At 66.0% G+C, this 19,700-nt stretch carries 23 protein-coding genes; 14 read left to right on the top strand and 9 right to left on the bottom strand.

The annotated features are described in order from the left end of the window. Window positions 1-104 precede the first annotated feature (104 nt). From C722_RS0105610 to C722_RS0105565, 10 genes are all read left to right on the top strand, one after another. Window positions 105-1,769, top strand: a complete 1,665-nt coding sequence (locus C722_RS0105610) for an OFA family MFS transporter (RefSeq protein ID WP_017639564.1) — start codon at window positions 105-107, stop codon at window positions 1,767-1,769. A gap of 144 nt (window positions 1,770-1,913) precedes the next feature. Beyond that, window positions 1,914-2,507, top strand: coding sequence for an imidazoleglycerol-phosphate dehydratase HisB (gene hisB / locus C722_RS0105605; protein WP_007159790.1), 594 nt, complete (start codon window positions 1,914-1,916; stop codon window positions 2,505-2,507). Further along, window positions 2,507-3,145, top strand: coding sequence for an imidazole glycerol phosphate synthase subunit HisH (hisH, locus tag C722_RS0105600; protein ID WP_007159789.1), 639 nt, complete (start codon window positions 2,507-2,509; stop codon window positions 3,143-3,145). Before hisB ends, hisH begins: the two co-directional genes overlap by 1 nt. After that, window positions 3,145-3,402: a DUF2164 domain-containing protein gene (locus C722_RS0105595; protein WP_017639563.1), complete on the top strand. Its 258-nt coding sequence runs from the start codon at window positions 3,145-3,147 to the stop codon at window positions 3,400-3,402. The genes hisH and C722_RS0105595 overlap by 1 nt, the downstream gene beginning before the upstream one ends. Window positions 3,403-3,433: 31 nt before the next feature. Continuing rightward, complete coding sequence (gene hisA / locus C722_RS0105590; protein ID WP_017639562.1) at window positions 3,434-4,171, top strand: 1-(5-phosphoribosyl)-5-[(5-phosphoribosylamino)methylideneamino]imidazole-4-carboxamide isomerase; 738 nt, start codon at window positions 3,434-3,436, stop codon at window positions 4,169-4,171. A gap of 11 nt (window positions 4,172-4,182) precedes the next feature. Continuing rightward, a complete protein-coding gene (locus C722_RS0105585) occupies window positions 4,183-4,479 on the top strand; it encodes a chorismate mutase (RefSeq protein ID WP_017639561.1) in 297 nt (98 codons plus the stop codon). A 21-nt stretch (window positions 4,480-4,500) separates the two neighbouring features. After that, a complete protein-coding gene (hisF, locus tag C722_RS0105580) occupies window positions 4,501-5,283 on the top strand; it encodes an imidazole glycerol phosphate synthase subunit HisF (protein WP_017639560.1) in 783 nt (260 codons plus the stop codon). 29 nt (window positions 5,284-5,312) lie between these two features. Next, on the top strand, window positions 5,313-6,071 hold the full coding sequence (locus tag C722_RS0105575) for an ABC transporter substrate-binding protein (RefSeq protein ID WP_026083672.1): 759 nt from the start codon (window positions 5,313-5,315) through the stop codon (window positions 6,069-6,071). Window positions 6,072-6,120: 49 nt separating this feature from the next. Continuing rightward, entirely contained in the window at window positions 6,121-6,882 is a 762-nt protein-coding gene (locus C722_RS0105570; protein WP_017639558.1) for an ABC transporter substrate-binding protein, read from the top strand. Window positions 6,883-7,107: 225 nt separating this feature from the next. Beyond that, a complete protein-coding gene (locus C722_RS0105565; protein WP_017639557.1) occupies window positions 7,108-7,869 on the top strand; it encodes an ABC transporter substrate-binding protein in 762 nt (253 codons plus the stop codon). A 24-nt stretch (window positions 7,870-7,893) separates the two neighbouring features. On the opposite strand, the gene C722_RS0105560 is transcribed toward C722_RS0105565, so the two are convergent. The 4 genes from C722_RS0105560 to C722_RS0105545 all read right to left on the bottom strand — a co-directional run bounded on the left by C722_RS0105560 (window position 7,894) and on the right by C722_RS0105545 (window position 12,053). After that, a complete protein-coding gene (locus tag C722_RS0105560) occupies window positions 7,894-8,649 on the bottom strand; it encodes a divergent polysaccharide deacetylase family protein (protein WP_037063234.1) in 756 nt (251 codons plus the stop codon). A gap of 2 nt (window positions 8,650-8,651) precedes the next feature. Beyond that, on the bottom strand, window positions 8,652-9,995 hold the full coding sequence (locus C722_RS0105555; protein ID WP_017639555.1) for a S41 family peptidase: 1,344 nt from the start codon (window positions 9,993-9,995) through the stop codon (window positions 8,652-8,654). Between the two features lie 29 nt (window positions 9,996-10,024). Next, a complete protein-coding gene (locus C722_RS0105550) occupies window positions 10,025-11,308 on the bottom strand; it encodes a murein hydrolase activator EnvC (protein WP_017639554.1) in 1,284 nt (427 codons plus the stop codon). Window positions 11,309-11,441: 133 nt separating this feature from the next. Further along, window positions 11,442-12,053 (bottom strand): NAD(P)-dependent oxidoreductase, encoded by a 612-nt coding sequence (locus C722_RS0105545; RefSeq protein WP_017639553.1) that lies wholly within the window; start codon window positions 12,051-12,053, stop codon window positions 11,442-11,444. Between the two features lie 183 nt (window positions 12,054-12,236). Here C722_RS0105545 and C722_RS0105540 point away from each other — a divergent pair, with 183 nt between their 5' ends. From C722_RS0105540 to secB, 3 genes are read left to right on the top strand one after another with little or no spacing between them, the layout of a single operon-like run. Continuing rightward, on the top strand, window positions 12,237-12,656 hold the full coding sequence (locus C722_RS0105540) for a rhodanese-like domain-containing protein (protein WP_017639552.1): 420 nt from the start codon (window positions 12,237-12,239) through the stop codon (window positions 12,654-12,656). Window positions 12,657-12,697: 41 nt separating this feature from the next. Next, window positions 12,698-12,952, top strand: a complete 255-nt coding sequence (grxC, locus tag C722_RS0105535; RefSeq protein ID WP_017639551.1) for a glutaredoxin 3 — start codon at window positions 12,698-12,700, stop codon at window positions 12,950-12,952. Window positions 12,953-12,979: 27 nt separating this feature from the next. Next, on the top strand, window positions 12,980-13,444 hold the full coding sequence (secB, locus tag C722_RS0105530; RefSeq protein ID WP_007159775.1) for a protein-export chaperone SecB: 465 nt from the start codon (window positions 12,980-12,982) through the stop codon (window positions 13,442-13,444). 75 nt (window positions 13,445-13,519) lie between these two features. Here the strand turns inward: secB and rarD are convergent, their stop codons facing one another. The 5 genes from rarD to C722_RS0105505 all read right to left on the bottom strand — a co-directional run bounded on the left by rarD (window position 13,520) and on the right by C722_RS0105505 (window position 18,870). Beyond that, a complete protein-coding gene (gene rarD, locus C722_RS0105525; protein ID WP_017639550.1) occupies window positions 13,520-14,440 on the bottom strand; it encodes an EamA family transporter RarD in 921 nt (306 codons plus the stop codon). Window positions 14,441-14,736: 296 nt separating this feature from the next. After that, entirely contained in the window at window positions 14,737-15,711 is a 975-nt protein-coding gene (locus tag C722_RS0105520; protein WP_017639549.1) for a serine/threonine protein kinase, read from the bottom strand. 110 nt (window positions 15,712-15,821) lie between these two features. Then, the gene (locus C722_RS0105515) at window positions 15,822-17,711 is read right to left on the bottom strand and encodes a PhoX family phosphatase (protein ID WP_017639548.1); all 1,890 of its coding nucleotides are present in this window, start codon (window positions 17,709-17,711) and stop codon (window positions 15,822-15,824) included. Window positions 17,712-17,777: 66 nt separating this feature from the next. Continuing rightward, window positions 17,778-18,491 (bottom strand): ComF family protein, encoded by a 714-nt coding sequence (locus tag C722_RS0105510; RefSeq protein ID WP_017639547.1) that lies wholly within the window; start codon window positions 18,489-18,491, stop codon window positions 17,778-17,780. Window positions 18,492-18,573: 82 nt separating this feature from the next. After that, window positions 18,574-18,870, bottom strand: a complete 297-nt coding sequence (locus C722_RS0105505) for a hypothetical protein (RefSeq protein WP_007159771.1) — start codon at window positions 18,868-18,870, stop codon at window positions 18,574-18,576. Between the two features lie 112 nt (window positions 18,871-18,982). On the opposite strand from C722_RS0105505, the gene C722_RS0105500 reads away from it, so the two are divergent. After that, window positions 18,983-19,684 carry an alpha/beta fold hydrolase gene (locus C722_RS0105500; RefSeq protein ID WP_017639546.1) on the top strand — a complete coding sequence of 234 codons (702 nt, stop codon included), beginning with the start codon at window positions 18,983-18,985 and terminating at the stop codon, window positions 19,682-19,684. Window positions 19,685-19,700: the final 16 nt, after the last annotated feature.

Genomic DNA, 19,700 nt, shown 5'->3' with positions numbered 1-19,700 from the left:
CGCACCTCTGGTCGGTTGGCGCCGTTTCTTTGACTCGTTTACGGGGAAGCGTGCAGGGAATGTCTACCGGCCTGGACGCTATACACTAGAAAAGGGCTGAACCCATGAGCACTACTCTCACCGCTGGCGGCGCCGCTTCGGCACGTCCGGCTTTCCTGTCCAAGGAGCGCATCGTCGCCCGGCCCGGTTTCAACCGCTGGCTGGTCCCGCCGGCCGCTCTGGCCATCCACCTGTGCATCGGCATGGCCTATGGCTTCTCGGTCTTCTGGCTGCCGCTGTCCAAGGCGATCGGCATCACCGCCGCCGTGGCCTGCCCGGTCGAGATGGGCTTCTTCGAACAGATCTTCAGTGCCACCTGTGACTGGAAGATCTCTCAGCTCGGCTGGATCTACACCCTGTTCTTCATCTTCCTCGGCTGCTCGGCCGCCCTGTTCGGTGGCTGGCTGGAGCACGCCGGTCCGCGCAAGGCCGGCGTCGTCTCGGCGCTGTGCTGGTGCGGTGGTCTGCTGATCTCCGCCCTGGGCATCTATACCCACCAGATCTGGATGCTGTGGCTGGGTTCGGGCGTGATCGGTGGTATCGGTCTGGGCCTGGGCTACATCTCGCCGGTGTCGACCCTGATCAAGTGGTTCCCGGACAAGCGCGGCATGGCGACCGGCATGGCCATCATGGGCTTTGGTGGCGGCGCCATGGTGGGTGCACCCCTGGCCGATGCCCTGATGCGGCACTTCGCGTCGGCCACCGAAATCGGTGTCTGGCAGACCTTCCTGGTCATGGCGGTGATCTACTTCGTGTTCATGATGAGCGGCGCCCTGGGCTACCGCGTGCCGCCGACCGGCTGGAAGCCCGCCGGTTGGACGCCGTCCACCAAGAAGGCCGGCAGCAACATGATCACCAATCGCCACGTCCACGTGAGCAAGATCTGGGGCATCCCGCAATTCTGGCTGGTCTGGGCCGTGCTCTGCCTGAACGTGACCGCCGGCATCGGCATCATCGGCATGGCTTCGCCGCTCCTGCAGGAAGTCTTCGGTGGTCGTCTGCTGGGCAACGGCCTGGCCTACGGTGAACTCAGCGCCGATCAGCTCAAGCAGATCGCCGCCATCGCCGCCGGCTTCACCGGTCTGCTGAGCCTGTTCAACATCGGCGGGCGTTTCTTCTGGGCATCCTTCTCCGATTACATCGGTCGCAAGATGACCTACTTCGTCTTCTTCACCCTGGGCTTCGTGCTCTATGCCATCGTGCCCTGGACCGGTCACCTGGGCAGCGTGGCGCTGTTCGTCTTCGCCTTCTGCCTGATCCTGTCCATGTACGGCGGTGGTTTCGCCACCGTGCCGGCCTACCTCGCCGACTTGTTCGGTACCCAGATGGTCGGCGCCATTCACGGTCGCCTGCTCACCGCCTGGGCCGCCGCCGGCGTCTTCGGTCCGGTGCTGGTCAACTACCTGCGCGAGTACCAGCTGAGCATGGGCATCCCCCGTGCCCAGGTGTACGACATCACCCTGTACATCCTGGCCGGTCTGCTGGTGCTGGGCTTCCTCTGCAACCTGATGGTGCGCCCGGTGGCCGACAAGCACTTCATGACCGAGGCCGAACTCGCCGTCGAGCGCGCCAATGGCCACGACAGCAATGCTGGCAGCGCCCAGGTGCTGGAGTGGAGCGCCGATCCCAAGACCAAGCCGCTGGCCATCGCCGCCTGGCTGGCCGTGGGCATCCCGCTGGCCTGGGGTATCTGGATCACCCTGCAAAAGACCGCCGCGCTGTTCAGCTGAGTCACAGCCGAATCGAGCGGTAACGGGGCGTCCCCACGCGGGCGCCCCTGGCGGTGGGACGCCTCGTCCCGCCGCGCTTTCGATCCAGTCCTCGCGCCCCTATAATATCGGCCCTTTCGCCCACCGATTTTCGCGGAGCAGGCTATGGCCGAACGCAAGGCAACCGTCGAGCGCAACACCCTGGAAACCCAGGTCAAGGTATCCCTGGATCTGGACGGCACGGGCGCGGCGCGCTTCGACACCGGGGTCCCCTTCCTCGAGCACATGCTCGACCAGATCGCCCGCCATGGGCTGATCGACCTCGATATCCACTGCCGCGGCGACCTGCACATCGACGACCACCACACGGTGGAAGACATCGGCATCACCCTCGGCCAGGCCTTCGCCAAGGCCGTCGGCGACAAGAAGGGCATCCAGCGCTATGGCCATGCCTATGTGCCCCTGGACGAGGCCCTGTCACGCGTTGTCATCGACTTCTCCGGCCGGCCCGGCCTGCACTGGAACGTGCCCTTCACCCGCGCCACCGTGGGCCGCATGGACGTCGATCTGTTCCTCGAATTCTTCCAGGGCTTCACCAATCACGCTCAGGTGACCCTGCACGTCGACAACCTGCGCGGGGTCAACAGCCACCACCAGATCGAGACGGTGTTCAAGGCCTTTGGCCGCGCCCTGCGCATGGCCCTCGCCGAAGATCCGCGCATGGCCGGTGTCATGCCCTCCACCAAGGGGTGCCTGTGATGCAGACAGTAGCCGTCATCGACTATGGCATGGGCAACCTGCACTCCGTGGCCAAGGCCCTGGAGCACGCCGGTAGCCACCAGGTGCTGGTGACCGGCGATCCCGCGGTGATCCGCGAGGCGGACCGCATCGTCCTGCCCGGCGTCGGCGCCATCCGCGACTGCATGGCCGAGATTCGCCGCCAGGGCATCGATGAGCTGGTCCGCGAAGTCAGCCAGGATCGTCCCTTCCTCGGCGTCTGCGTCGGCATGCAGGCGCTGATGCAGCGCAGCGAAGAGAACGGCGGGGTGGACTGCATCGGCCTGTTCCCCGGCGCCGTGCGGCGTTTCCCGGGCGGCATGCAGGAAGAGGGCGAGACCCTCAAGGTGCCGCACATGGGCTGGAACGAGGTCAGCCACGTGCTCGACCATCCGCTCTGGCACGGCATCCCCGATCGCGCCCGCTTCTATTTCGTGCACAGCTTCTATGTCGAGGCCGGCAATCCGCGCCAGGTGGTCGGGCGCGGCCATTACGGCCTGGACTTCGCCGCGGCGCTGGCCGACGGCTCGCGCTTCGCCACCCAGTTCCACCCCGAGAAGAGCGCCGACTGCGGTCTGCAACTCTATGCCAACTTCCTCGCCTGGGACGGCCGCTGGTAATGGCGCGCAAGCCGCCCGCGCCGCTGGTGACGCTCGAACCCGAGCAGAGCCAGCGCCTGGTCACGGCCTTGCAGACCCTGCTGGACGATCGCTTCGAGGTCCGCCTGGGGCGGTTCGAAGTCGAGGAGCTGCTGGATTTCTTCGCCCGCGAGTGCGGGCCGCTGTACTACAACAAGGCGGTTGCCGACGTGCAGGTCCTACTCAAGGAGCGCGTCGACAGCCTGGAAAGCGACATCTGGGCGTTGGAAAAGCCCTAGATCGCCCTCACCCCCGAGCCAAGGTATTGCCATGCTGATCATCCCCGCCATCGACCTCAAGGACGGCGCCTGCGTCCGCCTGCGCCAGGGGCGCATGGAAGACTCCACCGTGTTCTCCGACGATCCCGTGGCCATGGCCGCCCAGTGGGTCGACGGCGGCTGCCGTCGGCTGCACCTGGTGGATCTCAACGGCGCTTTCGAAGGCCAGCCGGTCAATGGCGAAGTGGTCACCGCCATCGCCAAGCGCTATCCCGGCCTGCCGATCCAGATCGGCGGCGGCATCCGCTCGCTGGAGACCATCGAGCACTATGTGCGTGCCGGCGTCAGCTACGTGATCATCGGCACCAAGGCGGTCAAGCAGCCGGAGTTCGTCGGTGAAGCCTGCCGCGCCTTCCCGGGCAAGGTCATCGTCGGCCTGGACGCCAAGGACGGCTTCGTCGCCACCGACGGCTGGGCCGAGGTCAGCGAACTGCAGGTCACCGACCTGGCCCGCCGCTTCGAGGCCGACGGTGTCAGCGCCATCGTCTACACCGACATCGCCCGCGACGGCATGATGCAGGGCTGCAACGTCCCGGCCACCCGCGCCCTGGCCGAAGCCACCAGCATCCCGGTGATCGCCTCCGGCGGCATCCACAACCTGGGTGACATCCAGAAGCTGCTCGACGCCCGCAGCCCGGGCATCATCGGCGCCATCACCGGCCGGGCGATCTACGAGGGCACCCTCGACGTCGCCGAGGCCCAGGCGCTGTGCGACAACTTCAAGGTCTGAGGGCCGTGGCAATGATCGAATGCTCTTCGCTCGATGAGGTTCGCGCCGCGATCGACGAACTCGATCAGCAGATCGTCCAGTTACTGGCAGCGCGCGGCGCCTGTGTACGGCAGGCGGCACGCTTCAAGAAGGACGATGCTGCGGTGCGTGCGCCACAGCGAGTCGAGCAGGTCATCGCCAAGGTCAAGGCGCTGGCCGTCGAGGCTGAAGCGTCACCGGTAGTAGTCGAGCGGGTCTATCGGGCGATGATCGCCGCATTCATCGACGCTGAGTTGGCGGAACACGCCACCCTGCAGCAACGTACCTGACTTCGTCTTCTGGAGAGAAACATGGCGCTGGCCAAACGCATCATCCCCTGCCTGGACGTGGACAACGGCCGCGTGGTCAAGGGCGTCAAGTTCGAGAACATCCGCGATGCCGGTGATCCGGTGGAGATCGCCCGCCGCTACAACGAGCAGGGCGCCGACGAGATCACCTTTCTCGACATCACCGCCAGCCACCAGGGCCGCGATACCACCCTGCACACCGTGGAGCGCATGGCCAGCCAGGTGTTCATCCCGCTGACCGTGGGCGGCGGCGTGCGCACCGTGCAGGACATCCGCAACCTGCTCAACGCCGGTGCCGACAAGGTCTCGATCAACACCGCGGCGGTCTTCACCCCCGAGTTCGTCGGCGAAGCCGCGGCGCGCTTCGGTTCCCAGTGCATCGTGGTGGCCATCGACGCCAAGCGCGTCAGCGGCCCCGACGAAACCCCGCGCTGGGAGATCTTCACCCATGGCGGGCGCAAGCCCACCGGTCTCGACGCCGTGGCCTGGGCGCAGAAGATGGAAGGCCTGGGCGCCGGCGAGATCCTGCTCACCAGCATGGACCAGGACGGCATGAAGAACGGCTTCGACCTGGGCGTGACCCGCGCCGTCAGCGAGGCGGTGGGCATCCCGGTGATCGCCTCCGGTGGCGTCGGCAATCTGCAGCACCTGGCCGACGGCATCCTCGAAGGCAAGGCTTCTGCGGTGCTGGCCGCGAGCATCTTCCATTTCGGCGAATGCACCATTCCCGAGGCTAAACGGTACCTGGCCGAAAAAGGGATTGTGATACGCTCCACAAAATCTTAAGCACCGGCGGTGCCGGCAGGGAGAGGGGCGTGCGTAAGGGAGTCTGGGCCTGCTTGGCCGGTTTGCTGCTGGTATCCACCGCGGTCAGGGCGGAGCTTCCGGCGGGTTATCAGCTGACACTGCTGACGGAAAACTTCCCGCCCTACAACTTCTCCGTCGATGGCAAGAATTTCGCTCGCGAAGGCGACCTCAAGGGCATCGCCGTCGACATGGTCCGCGAGATGTGCACGCGGGCCGGCATCTCCTACAACCTCACCCTGAGATTTCCCTGGGAGCGGATCTACGGCATGGCCCTGGATCAGCCCGACCATGGCGTCTTCGTCACCGCCCGGCTGCCGGAGCGCGAGGCCCTGTTCAAGTGGGTCGGTCCCATCGGCCCGGACGATTGGGTCCTGCTCGGTCGCGCCGACAGCCACCTGCAACTGCGCAGCCTGGACGATGTCCGCAAGCAGCAGCTCAGGATCGGCGCCTACAAGGGCGACGCCATCGCCGAGAGTCTCGTTCAGCAGGGCTTCCAGCCGGATCTTGCGCTGCGTGATCAGGAAAACGTGCAGCGCCTGGTCAAAGGACAGATCGATGTCTGGGCCACCGGTGATCCCGCCGGCCGCTATCTGGCCCGCCAGGAAGACGTGACCGGACTCAAGATGCTGCTGCGCTTCAACAGCGGCGAGCTGTTCCTGGCGCTGAACAAGCAGACCCCCGACGAGGTGGTACAGAAGCTGCAGAAGGCCCTCGACGAGATGCGCCAGAGCGGCGCGGTTCAGACCATCTTCAATCGTTATCTGTGATCCCGGCGGGCCGAGCGATCGGCGCGGACGGTCGCCTGAGGAGAGAGCTATGCGCAAGTCCTGGTTGGCCATCGCCGCCGTACTGTTGAGTTGCACCCTCAGCTTGGGGACAGCCCGGGCGGAATTGCCAGCGGGCTATCGCGTGGTACTGCTGACCGAGAACTTCCCGCCCTTCAACATGGCGGTGGACGACAAGAACTTCGCGCGTGACGATGCCATCGACGGCATCAGCGCCGATCTGGTGCGCGAGATGTTCAAGCGCGCCGGGATCGACTACAACCTCTCGCTGCGCTTTCCCTGGGATCGCATCTACAACCTGACCCTGGAAAGCCCCAACTACGCGCTGTTCTCCGTGTCGCGCACCGAGTCCAGGCTGCCGCTGTTCAAGTGGGTCGGGCCGCTGGGCAAGACCCGCAAGGTGTTCATGGCGCTGGCCGGCAGCACCCTCAAGGTGCCAGACCTGGCCACGGCAGCCCGGCTGCGCGTCGGTGCCTACAAGAATTCCGCCGTGAGCCTGATGATTCAGGAAAAGGGCATCGTCCCCATCGATGCCCTGCGTGATCAGGAGAACATCGCCAAGTTGCAGAAGGGCGAGATCGACGTCTGGGCCACCACCGACGTGGTCGCCCGTTACCTGGCCAAGCAGCAGGGCGTCAGCAACCTGCAGACCCTGCTCAGCTTCCAGGAATCCGACCTCTACCTGGCCCTGAACAAGGACACCCCCGACGAGGTGGTGACCCGCCTGCAGCAGGCCCTGGATGCCATGCGCCGCGAAGGTCTGGTCGACAGCATCACCAACAACTATCTCTAGTGCGGCGCTGCGTGGCGGGCGCCTGGCGAGTTGCGCTGGAGGTAAGCATTCGCTAGCGCACTGTCTGCACGCGAGCTGCCAGGGGTTCCGCATTGGCCCGGCAGCTGGACGGGGCCGCGAAGCCTTGACGACCGCGGTGAGGCCAGCCGCAGTGAGCGCTGAACGTTGTAAAGGGATACTCAACGAAACCTCGGAAATGCGGCCTTGTGTCGCCAGGGAGTTGCAATGCAAAAGCTGTGGTTGCGTCTTGCAGGGGTACTGCTGGGTTGCACGCTGGGCTTGACCCAGGCCCGTGCCGAGCTGCCGGATTACTATCAGATCGTGCTCCTGACCGAAAATTATCCTCCCTTCAACATGTCGGTCGATGACAAGAACTTCGCCCGCGATGACGCCATCGACGGTATCGCCACCGATGTCGTCCGCGAGATGTTCAGGCGTGCGGGCATCAAGTACAGCCTTTCGCTGCGCTTCCCCTGGGACCGCATCTATCGGCTGACCCAGGAGACGCCCAACTACGGACTTTTCTCCGTCGCCTACACCGAGGCGCGCAAGGATCAGTTCAAATGGGTGGGGCCCTTTGGCCGTTCGAGCTGGACCCTGCAGGCGTTGCCTGGCAGCAAGCTGGACGTCAAGACGCTCAAGGACGCCGCCCGCTATCGCATCGGTACCTATCGCAACGATGTGATCAGCAAGACGCTGACCGCCCAGGGCATTCCGGTCATCGATGCCCTGCGTGATCAGGAGAACGTCGACAAACTGGTGAAAGGCCAGATCGATATCTGGGCCACCGCCGATCCAGTCGGTCGCTATCTCGCCAAGCAGCAGGGGGTGACCGGCTTGCAGACGCTGCTTCGCTTCAACGAGGTGGATCAGTATCTGGCGCTGAACAAGGACACGCCTGACGAAGTGGTGACACGCCTCAAGGCGGCCCTGGAGCAGATGCGCAAGGAAGGGGTAATCGACAGCATCACCAACAACTACCTCTGATGCCTGGAGGCCACCGGCCGGTCGCTAGCGATAGCGACCGTCGCGGCCGTGCCCGGCCATGGCCTGATTGGCCCGCAGGGCGATCATCTGTGGCAGGTCGATCACCTCCACGCCCTGGGCCTTGAGCAGCGGCAACTGCTGGGCCAGCACCGCCAGAGTCGCCGGGTGCGGATGGCCGATCAGCACGGCGCTGCCCTGGCGCTTGGCCAGACGCACGCCTTCGGCCAGTTGCGCGGCCACGGCTGCCGGAGTCGCCTCGTTGTCCAGGAAGACATCGCGCGAGACGCTGGCCAGGCCGATCTTCTGGGCCTCCGCGGCGGCCACGGTGGCAGCGCTGGTGCGGCTGTCGAGAAACAGCAGGTGGCGCTCCTGCAGGACCTGCATCAACTCGGCCATGGCCGGTCGGTCGGCGGTCATGCGACTGCCTTCGTGGTTGTTCACCCCATCCGCCTCGGGAACCCGTGCCAGCGCTCGATCGAGGCGTTGCAGGCGCTCGGCGGAAGACATTTCCGGATGCCAGGCATAGGGGCCGCCGGCCGGGTCCATGGGCAGGTGCAGCAACACGGTGCGCCCGGCGCGATGGGCCTGGGCGGCCAGCTCCGCGGCGTAGCGGGTCTCGGGGATGATGGCCAGGACCACCGGCGCGGGTAGCGCCAGGACCTGGCGATCCCGCGCCGGATTCTGGCCGAGATCGTCGATGACGATGGTCAGCTGCGCGGTGGCGGCCTGGGCCAGACCGCTGGCCAGGGCGAGCACCCCGGCCAGTAGCCAACGTCCCATCCTCACGGGGTATGGGTGACGTTGAGCCCCTTGAGCAGCGACAGCGCCTGGGAGAGCTGGAAGTCGTCATCCTGCGGCCGCGGACTCTGGTTGGGCGCCTTGCTGCCGGTGGGCCGATCGGCGCCGCCGTTGCCATTGCCCAGGTGACCGGCCAGATCCGCTTCGCGGAAGTATTCGTCGCCACCGCTCTGCGGGGTGACCTTGGCCGGCGCCACGGCGATGTCCGGGGTGATGCCCTGGGCCTGGATGGAGCGACCGTTCGGCGTGTAGTAGAGCGCCGTGGTGAGCTTGAGCGCCCGGTCGTTGTTGAGCGGCAGCACCGTCTGTACCGAGCCCTTGCCGAAGCTGTCGGTACCCATGAGGATGCCGCGCTTGGAATCCTGCAGGGCGCCAGCGACGATTTCCGCGGCCGAGGCACTGCCGCCGTTGATCAGCACCACCAGCGGTACCTTCTCGCTGGGATCGGCGGCATCGGCCGAGAAGCGCAGTTCGGAATTGGGCAGGCGACCCTTGGTGTAGACGATCAGGCCATGGGTCATGAAGGCATCGGCCACCTCGACCGCCGACTGCAGCACCCCACCCGGGTTGTTGCGCAGGTCGAGGATCAGGCCCTTGAGCTTGCCCTTGTTTTCCTGGCGCAGCTTGGCGAGCGCCTTGACCGTCTCTTCGCCGGTGTTGACCTGGAACTGCGAGATGCGCAGCAGGCCATAGCCGGATTCGAGCACCTGGCTCTTGACGCTGTTGACCTTGATCACCGCCCGCGCCAGCTTGACGTCGAACGGCTGGCCACCACCGCGGACGATGGTCAGCACGATGGGGCTGCCCGGCTTGCCGCGCATCTTGTCGACCGCTTCGTTGATGGCCTGGCCCTTGGTTGGCTGGCCGTCGATCTTGACGATCAGGTCGCCTGGTTGCAGGCGCGCCTTGGCCGCCGGGGTGTCGTCGATGGGCGAGACCACCTTGATGAAGCCGTTTTCCTGGCCGACTTCCAGGCCCAGGCCGCCGAATTCACCGCTGGTGGTTTCCTGCAGCTCGGCAAAGTCCTTGGGTTCCAGGTAGGCCGAATGCGGATCCAGGTTGCTGAGCATGCCCTTGATGGCGTTTTCCAGCAGGACCTTGTCCGACACCGGCTCCACATAGGCCGCCTTGATGCGGTCGAACACCTCGGCAAAGGTGCGCAGCTCGTCCAAGGGCAGCGGAGCGCTGGCCGGGGCCGCGGGCGCGGCGACCGATGCGACCGGCGTCACCGCAGCCGGGGTGCTCTGCGGCGATTGCGCCTGGACGACTCCAACGCCGCTGAACAGCAGGGCGAGGACCAGGACGGTGGGACGAAAGCGATGCGGCATGTGCAGCTCCTAAACCGAGGTGTGTCGCACTATCCCTGAGCACGGCACCAGATGACCGGGTCCGTCGGACGGCCCTGTTGGCGGATGGCGAAGTACAAGGCGGAGGCTTCCTGACCGCCGCTGGCGCCGACGGTCGCGATGGCATCCCCGGCCTTGACCACGTCACCTGCAGACTTGAGCAGGCTCTGATTATGTCCGTACAGGCTGAGATAGCCATTCCCATGATCGATGATAACCAGTTGGCCGGCGCCTCTTAGCCAATCGGCGAAGACCACCCGGCCGTCGTGTACCGCCTTGACCCGGGTGCCGGCACCGGCGGCGATCAGGACACCGTCCCATTTCGCGCGGGGATCGTCGCCGCGGGCACTGCCGAAACGGGCCACCAGGCGACCATCGACCGGCCAGGGCAGCTTGCCGCGCGCATTGGCGAAGGCACCGCCATAGGCAGGTGCTGCACTAGACACCGCCAGCTCCGGGGCGTTCGAGGGGCGCGGGGCTTTCGGCTCGCTTTGCGCCTGGCGCCGTGCCGCTTCCCGCGCCTGGGCGGCGCGAGCTTCGGCCAGTTGCCGTTGGCGGGCCTCCTCGGCTTCGCGGGCCTGGCGCGCGAGGGTTTCCTCGATGGTCTTGAGCACCTTGTTCAGGGCTGCCTGATCCTGCTCGCGGCTTTCGATCTCGCGACTCTTGTCGCGGTAGTCCGCATTGATCTTGGCCAGGGCTGCCTGGCGCTCCTTGCGCACCTCGGCGAGCTCCGCCTGCCGCTTTTCCAGGTCTTCGCGGCGGGCGACCAGCTCGCCCTGTTCCTGCTGGATGCCCTGTTCCACCTCGCGCAATTCGCGCAGGGTGTCGTTGAAGCTGGCGAGCTGATCCAGGCGGGTGCGATTCAGGTAGTTGTAGTAGGTGAGGGTGCGACTGACCTTTTCCGGATGCTCCTGATTGAGCAGCAGCTTGAGGTATTCCTGGCGCCCGCTCTGGTAGGCGGCGCGCACTTGCACGGCGATCAGCTTCTGTTGCTCAGCGCGAGACTGGTCGAGCTTCTTCTTGCGCCCGTCCAGCTCTTGCAGCTTTTTTTCGCCGTTCTCCAGCTGCTTCTGCAGCGAGTCGACCTGCTTTTCCAACTCGCCCATCTGGGTCTCGGTGCCCTGCAGCTGCTTCTGCACGCCGGACTTCTCGGCCTGCACCTGCTTGAGTACCTTCTGCATCTCCTGGATTTCCCGGCGGGTCTGCTCGATCTGCCGCTGGGTGTCGGCGCGGTCGTCGGCCAGGGCGGGAGCGAGAACGCTGGCAAGCAGGAAAAGGGCAAGAACAGGGCGCATGCGAGGTCGTACGTTTCAAGGGCGAAGCGCCTAGTATGCCCGTCACATCCGGCAAAAAAAACGGCAAGGCACGCCGTTCAGCGTTCACGGCCCGACCAGGCGGCCAGGCTGCGAACGAGGGGGCATTTCTGTTTCAGTAACCCACGGTGAAACGGGTGCGGTGGTGGACAGGCCGTTCGGCCTCGTCCAGCAGCGCCACGGCGAAGTCCTCGTAGGAGATATGGCTGTCACCGGCCGCATCGAACAGCAGGGCATCGTCGCCCAGGCGGAAGCCACCGGTACGCTCGCCGGGCGCGAAGACCATCTGCGGACTGACGAAAACCCAATCGAGGTCGCTGACCCCGCGCAGGGCATCCAGGGTGGCGATGCCGGCTCCGGCTTCAGTGCGGTATTCCGCGGGAAAGCCAGGGGCGTCGAACAGTCGCGCGCCGTCCGGCAGGTGCAGGCTGGCGGCGCCGCCGACGATCAGCAGGCGCGGGATGCCGGTGGCCCGGGCGAAGTCGATCAGGGTGCCTGGTGCGATGTCGGCGAATTTCAGGCTGCTGATCAACACCTCGTGACCGGCCAGGGCCTTGGCGGCCCGCGGATCGGTGACATCGCCGGCGACCACGGTCAGGCCGGCGCGGGGCGCCAGGCGCGCGGGATCCCGTACCAGGCTGGTGACCTGGTGACCGCGGGAGAGGGCTTCGTCGAGCAGACGGCTGCCGACGTTGCCGGTGGCGCCGAGCAGGGCGATGGAGGTCATGGCTTGGATTCCTCGGAAATGAAGGGAAGCCAAGCCTAGGCAGAGCGGCGAAAGCCGCCAAGGAGGCAGTTTGAGATGAGCTGGTTACCTGCGGATAACCCCGGGTCGCCGAGGGTATGGCGCCATCGGGGGGCTGTGTATACTGGCCAGCATTTTTAGCCCTCCCTGGATAGCTCTTTCATTATGGAATTTCTCGGTCGGGTGGTCGAATTCGCCACCCATCATCCGCTTCTCGTCGCCGCCTTCCTCGCCATCGTCGCCCTGATGCTGTTCAACGAGACCCGTAGGGGCGGTCGCAGCCTGTCCACCGGCGAACTCACCAATCTGGTCAATCGCGAAGAGGGTGTGGTGCTCGACATCCGCCCGAGCAAGGACTTCGCCGCCGGGCATATCGTCGGCGCGCTGAACATCGCTCAGGAGAAAGTCGCCAGCAGCCTGTCTCTACTGGAGAAGCACAAGGCCAAGACCCTGATCGTGGTGGACAGTGCCGGCCAGCAAGCCGGTGCCGTGTGCGGCGAGCTGCAGAAGGCCGGCTTCACCGCCGCTCGACTGAATGGCGGTATCGCCACCTGGCGTGCAGAAAATCTGCCCCTGGTGAAGTGACCCCCTAGCGTGGCCGTTCCATCGGCCACTGGAGACCGCGCATGTCTGACGTCGTCATCTATACCAGCGCCTGGTGTCCCTATTGCCATCGTGCCAAGCACCTGCTCGATCGCAAGAACGTGGCCTATCGGGAAATTTCCGTCGACGGCCAGCCGGCGCTGCGCAGCGAAATGGCCCGCAAGGCCGGTCGCACCAGCGTGCCGCAGATCTGGGTCGGCAGCACCCACGTCGGCGGTTGCGACGACCTCTATGCCCTAGACCGAAGCGGGCGTCTCGATCCGCTGCTGTCCGCCTGACCAACACTCATCACTCAAGGCCCTACCATGACCGACCAAGCCAATGGCGCCCAGGAAGACGGCGCTCAGTTCTCTCTCCAGCGCATCTACATCCGTGACCTGTCCTTCGAAGCGCCCAAGAGCCCCGAGATCTTCCGTCAGGACTGGCAGCCCAACGTCAACCTGGACCTGGCCACTCGCCAGAAGACGCTGGGCGACGACTTCCACGAAGTGGTGCTGACCCTGACCGTGACCGTCAAGAACAACGAAGAGACCGCCTTCATCGCCGAAGTGCAGCAGGGTGGCATCTTCCTGATCAAGGGTCTGGACGCCGCGTCCATGGCCCATGCCCTGGGCGCCTTCTGCCCCAACATCCTGTTCCCCTACGCCCGTGAGGCGCTGGACAATATGGTGGTGCGTGGCTCCTTCCCCGCGCTGATGCTGCAGCCGGTGAACTTCGACGCCCTCTACGCCCAGGAACTGGCGCGCATGCAGACCGCTGGCGAAGCCTGATCGGCTCCGCCGCGATGACGAACGCCCCTTGCGAGGGGCGTTCTGCTGTCTGGCCCCAGGTCTCTTGAGCAATGCCTAGGCCTTGTCTGCCTCTCGCTCGCGCGCCTTTGTGCTCGCTCTGAGCTTGCGGCTGGCGCGCCAGAGATCGAAGCTGAACACCGCAAGACCGGTCCAGATGCAGAGAAAGGCGAACAGCCGCTCACGGGGGAAGGGCTCGTCATAGAGCCAGACCGCCTGGATCAGCACCAGGGTCGGCGCCAGGTACTGCAAAAAGCCCAGGGTCGAATAGGGCAGCTTGCGCGCCGCGGCGTTGAAGCACAGCAGCGGGATCAGGGTGACCGGTCCGGCCAGCACGATCAGCAGGCCCAGGGATGACTGCCAGGTCTCGGCCTGCAAGCTCACCCCAGGGGTCAGCAGCGGCAGCGCGACCAGGGCGATCGGCACCAGCATCCAGCTCTCCACCACCATGCCCGGCAGCGCGGCCACCGGCGTCTGCCGCCGCACCAGACCATAGAAGGCGAAGCTCAGCGCCAGAGCCAGGGAGACCCAGGGCAGCTGCCCCAGGGTCCACAGCTGCTGGGCCACGCCGAGCACCGCCAGGCCCACGGCGATCCATTGCAGCGGGCGCAGGCGTTCACCGAGGAGCACCAGGGCGAGCAGGATGTTGACCAGCGGATTGATGTAGTAGCCCAGGCTGGCCTCGACCACATGGGCGTTGTTGACTGCCCAGATGTAGACCAGCCAGTTGCAGGCCACCAGCGCGCCGGATACGGCCAGCCAAAGTAGCCGTTTGGGATGAGCGCGCAGTTCCGCCCACCAGCCGCGATGGCGCCAGACCAGCAGCAGCAGGGCGCTGAACAGGGCGGACCAGAGGACGCGCTGGAACAGGATCTCGGTCGCCGGCAGGGCCGCCAGCAGTTTGAAGAACAGTGGAAACAAGCCCCACAGCCCATAGGCGGTGAGGCCCAGGGCATAACCCTGGCGCAAGGCAGACATGAGGGATCCTTAGGCAGGCAACGTTCTTGTCCGGGCAGGATAGCTCAAGGGACGGCGGGATGTGGGCTGAGGTGGTGCGCTTGTGGTGTGACCGTCGCGACGGTCGATCGCGGCCATGGCGGTCCGCCAATGCGGCCGCTCGTACGAAAAGTCCTGTGCCTGTAGGAGCGGCCCATGGCCACGATCAGTGTTGTAGCGTGGAAAACGGCGCAGCCTTCTCCACTGGAGAAGTCTTCACGAGGCGTACCCTCACCCCGGCCCTCTCCCAGGGGGAAAGGGGTATTCGGGCGCCTAGGCTAGAACAGTCGCAACGGCGCCTCGTCCAGGGCGGCGCGCTGTTCGCGCAGGGTGAGGATCTGATCGCCCCAGTAGCGTTCGCTGCCGAACCAGGGAAAGCTCTTGGGAAAGGCCGGATCGTCCCAGCGACGCGCCAGCCAGGCGCTGTAGTGCATCAGGCGCAGGGTCCGCAGCCCCTCGATCAGGGCCAGCTCGCGCGGCTGGAAATCGTGGAATTCCTCGTAGCCGTCCATCAGCTCGGACAGCTGCGTCAGCCGCTCCTGGCGATCACCGGCCAGCAGCATCCAGAGATCCTGCATGGCCGGACCGTGGCGGCAGTCGTCGAGGTCGACGATGTGGTAGGCATCGTCGCGGCAGAGCAGGTTGCCCGGGTGGCAGTCACCGTGCAGGCGGATGACGTCGTAGCTGACGCTCTCGAAGAGTTCGTCGAGGCGCAAGAGCAGGTCGCGCGCCACGGATTCATAGGCGGGCAGCAGGCTCTTGGGAATGAAGTTGCCGGTGAGCAGGGTGTCCAGCGAGGCATGACCGTAGCCCTGGACGTCCAGCGACTCACGGTGCTGGAAGGGCCGGCTGGCACCCACCGCATGCAGGCGACCGAGCAACTGGCCGAGGCGATGCAACTGATTGAGATCGCCTGGCTCCGGCGCGCGACCGCCACGGCGGGGAAAGAGTGCGAAGCGAAAGCCGGCATGGGTGAACAGCGTCTGGCCGTCGCGCTGCAAGGGTGCGACCATGGGCACCTCGCGCTCCTCCAGTTCGGCGGAAAAGGCGTGTTCTTCCAGAATGGCCGCGTCGGTCCAGCGATCCGGGCGATAGAACTTGGCGATCAGCGGGGTCTCGGCTTCGATGCCGATCTGATAGACGCGGTTCTCGTAGCTGTTGAGCGCCAGCACCCGGGCATCGCTGAGATAGCCCAGGCTTTCGATGGCGTCGATGACGAGGTCGGGACTCAAATTTTCGAACGGATGAGACATGGCGCGCTCCTCGGTCACGGGGGACGATGGCGATTGCCACCCTGCATCCGGGAGATGCTAGCGCATGCCCGAGCCCCATGGCGAAGGCTCGAGCGCTATCCGCTCGCCGGTCAGGCGCCGATCACCCCGCCGTCTTCCCGAGTGATGACCATCACCGAAGAGCGGGGCTGACCATCCGGTCGTTGCTCCGGGAACTGGGAGCCGCCTTCCTCGCCCGGGTGCTGGATGCCGACGAACATCGTCTGGTAGTCCGGCGAGAAGGCCAGGCCGGTGACCTCGCAGCCGACCGGACCGACCAGGAAGCGGCGCATCTCGCCGCTGCGCGGATCGGCGCAGAGCATCTGGTTGTTGCCCATGCCCTCGTAGTCGCCCTTGTTGCTGTACTTGCCGTCGGTGAGCACCCACAACCGGCCGGCGGCGTCGAAGCCCAGGCCATCGGGGCTGTTGAACATGTTCTCGGCATTGATCTGCTGGGAGCCGGCTTCCGGCGTGCCCGGGTGCACCTTGGGATTGCCGGCGATGACGAAGAGGTCCCAGTCGAAACTCAAGGCCGCGGCATCGTCACCGCTCTCACGCCAGCGCACGATCTGGCCGTAGAGGTTGTTGGCGCGGGGATTGGGGCCGCCCACCGGCATGCCGTCCTCGCCGCGCTTGGTGTTGTTGGTCAGGGTGCAATAGACCTGGCCGTCCTTGGGGCTGACGGCGATCCACTCGGGTCGGTCCATGCGCGTGGCGCCGACCTGGGTGCCGGCCTGACGGGCGTGGATGAGCACCTCGGCCTGGCTGGCGAAGCCGTTGGCGGCGGTCAGGCCGTTCTCGCCATGCACCAGCGGCAGCCACTGGCCGCGGCCCTTGGGGCGGTTCGGGTCGCGGTCGCCCTCGTCGAAGCGGGCGACATAGAGGGTGCCGTGGTCGAGCAGGTCGCGATTGGCCTTGGGGTCGTCCTGCAGGCGGTCGCGGCTGACGAACTTGTAGATGAACTCGCCACGTTCGTCGTCGCCCATGTAGACCACCACGCGGCCATCACGGGTGCGGGCGAGGGCGGCGTTCTCGTGCTTGAAGCGGCCCAGGGCGGTGCGCTTGACCGGCTTGGCCTGGGGATCGAAGGGATCGATCTCGGTGATCCAGCCGTGGCGGTTGAGTTCGTTGGGATTCTGCGCCAGGTCGAAACGATCGTCGTGCAGGTGCCAGTCGTTCTCCACGCTGGCGTGCTTGACGCTGTAGCGCTTCTGGGCCGCATCGAACTTCAGGTTGGCGTCGCGGCTGCCAAAGACATCGGTGAAGTTCTCTTCGCAGGTCAGATAGGTGTGCCAGGGGGTGGCGCCGCTGGAGCAATTCTGGAAGGTGCCCAGCACCTCGCGACCAGCCGGATCAGCGGCGGTCTTGAGCAGGTCGTGGCCGGCGGCCGGACCGCTGACGGCGATGGGCGTATTGCCATGCACCCGGCGGTTGTAAGGCGAGCCCTGGACGAAGTGCCATTGGCCGTCCACGCGCTTCACCTCGATCACCGAGACGCCCTCGGCGGCCTGGGCCTTGCGGGTGTCTTCCAGGGACTTTGGCGGGGTGCCGTGGCTGAGCAGATAGCGGTAGTTGGTGTATTCGTTGTTGATCGCCATCAGCGCCCGGTCCGGATCGTCCGGGAAGGGATAGAAGGCCATGCCATCGTTGTTGTCACCGAATTGCACGGCCTGGTCGGCGGCGCTGGGGCTGCCATCGGGGCGGAAGGCCGGGCCATCGGTGTGCAGCGGCTGGCCCCAGCTGATAAGCACGCTGGCGCGATAGCCGGGCGGCACCACTAGGGTGTCGGCGGTGGAAGCCGGGATGTTGGCGAAGCCGATCAAGGAATTGCCCGTGGCCTCGCTGACGGCATCGGCCAGGGCGCTCCGCCCGAGCAGGCCACCACCGAGGAACAGGGCGGCTCCCGCCAGGGCGCCAGCGCCAATGAAGCGTCGACGGCTGAGATGGATAAGGCGTTCGAGATCGGTCTGGTCGTTGTGCATGTTGATGGCTCCCTCACGGTGTGCAGGCGAGGCTAGTCAGGCTAAATGACGTTTTGGTGACAGCCGCTAGTCGCCGGGTGGTGGTGTCCGCGCCAGGCAATAGACGTCGACCCGCCCGGCGCCAGCGCGCTTGAGCAGGCGCGCCAGGCTGTCGGCGGTGGCGCCGGTAGTGAGGACGTCGTCCACCAAAGCCAGATGGCGACCCTCCAGCTGGGCGTCCTGCACCAGGGCGAAGGCCTGTTTGAGATTGCGCCGCCGCTCGCTGGCGCTCAGGCCTTGCTGGCTGTGCTGTTCCTGCACCCGCTGCAACAGTCCGCCGTCCACCGGCAGTTGCAGGGCCTGGCCGAGCCAGTTGGCCAGCAGGGCGGCCTGGTTGAAGCCGCGCTGGTGCAGGCGCAGGGGTGAGAGCGGGACCGGCAGCAACAATTCCGGGCGTGGCTGGCCTTCGTCGAACAGGTGCTGCAGATGCCGCGCCAGCAGCGTCCCGGCCACGCGACCGAGACTGCCCTGGTCGCGATGCTTGAATCTGTTGATCAGGGTGTCGACTGGAAAGGCATAGCGCCAGGGCGCCAGTACCTGGTCGAAGGCCGGCGGCCTGGCCAGGCAGCTGCCGCAGAGCAGGCCGTCCACTGGCAGGGGCAGGGCGCAGCATTGGCAATGGGGCCCGAGCCAGGGCAATTCGCTGTCGCAGCCTTCGCACAGCGGCAGTCCGGCCGGAAGCCAGGCGCCGCAGAGGGCGCAACTGGTCCCGGGCCGCAGGCGTTGCCAGTGGCGCTTCATTACCTGGGAGAGCGGTGGGGGCATGACGGCATCCGTGCCGAGCGAGAGCCCTACTGTGCCAGGCGGCGCGCCTGGCGACCAGTCAGCCGCGGATCAGCCAGCTCATCACCATGAGGCCGAGAATCAGCCAGATGACGCCACCTACCACCGAGCGCGCCATGAAGGCCCGTACCGCGGCGTAGAGCAGCAACAGGCCGATGGCCAGGACCACGAAGCTGATATAGGAGTCGTCCATGCCGATGGAGCGGGCCATGCCATGGAGGAAGTCGTGCACGGCATCGGCGAGGCCGCCGAGGACCGAACCGAACAGATCGATGATGAAACGGATGACCTGGCCGAGCGCGGCGCCGAGCCAGTCGAAGAAGCCTTCAGTACGCATGGATGTTCCCGGATCCTTGGCAATGTCCCTTGGAACCCGCGAAGCCCGCCGGGTTCGCTGGTGATCCGCGCTACACTGCGCGTTTTCCGCAGTGTCTCTCAAGTTCCTAGTGATGACAGCTACCGACGCGCTACCCCTGATCCTGCTTCCCGGCCTGCTCTGTGACAGGCGTCTCTGGGCCATACAGGCCGCCGACCTGGCCGATACCTGCCCGGTGCTTATCCCCGATCTCACCCGCGATCTGGGTATCGCCGCCCTGGCGCGCCGGGTGCTGGCCGAGGCGCCGCCGCGCTTCGCCCTGGGCGCCCTGTCCATGGGCGGCTATGTGGCCTTCGAGATTCTGCGCCAGGCGCCGGAGCGGGTGGTGCGGCTGGCGCTGTTCGACACCATGGCCAGCCCTGATGCCCCCGAGCGCGCCGACCAGCGCCGCGCCATGCTCGACCTGGCCGAGCGCGGGCGCTTTCTCGGCATCAGTCCGCAACTGCTGCCGCGCCTGATCCACGCCTCGCGCCTGGGCACGCCGGTCGCTGACACCGTGCTGGCCATGGGCAAGGCGGTGGGCAAGGAAGCCTTCCTGCGTCAGCAGCAGTCCATCATCGACCGCCCCGACTCGCGGCCCACCTTGGCGCAGATCCGCATACCGACCCTGATCGTGGTCGGCGCCCAGGACCAGCTCACCCCGCCGGCTGAAGCCGAACTCATGCACGCCGGTATCCAGGACTCGCGGCTGGTGGTACTGGACAGCTGCGGCCACCTGCCGCCGCTGGAACTGCCGGAGCGGACCACGGCGCTGCTGCGGGAATGGCTGGCCTGACCCCTCGTCGCGGGCG

The sequence above is a fragment of the Pseudomonas sp. 313 genome (assembly GCF_000316965.1).
In the GTDB taxonomy this organism is placed as follows: domain Bacteria; phylum Pseudomonadota; class Gammaproteobacteria; order Pseudomonadales; family Pseudomonadaceae; genus Chryseomonas; species Chryseomonas benzopyrenica.
This window is presented reverse-complemented; position numbering and strand designations above follow the sequence as displayed.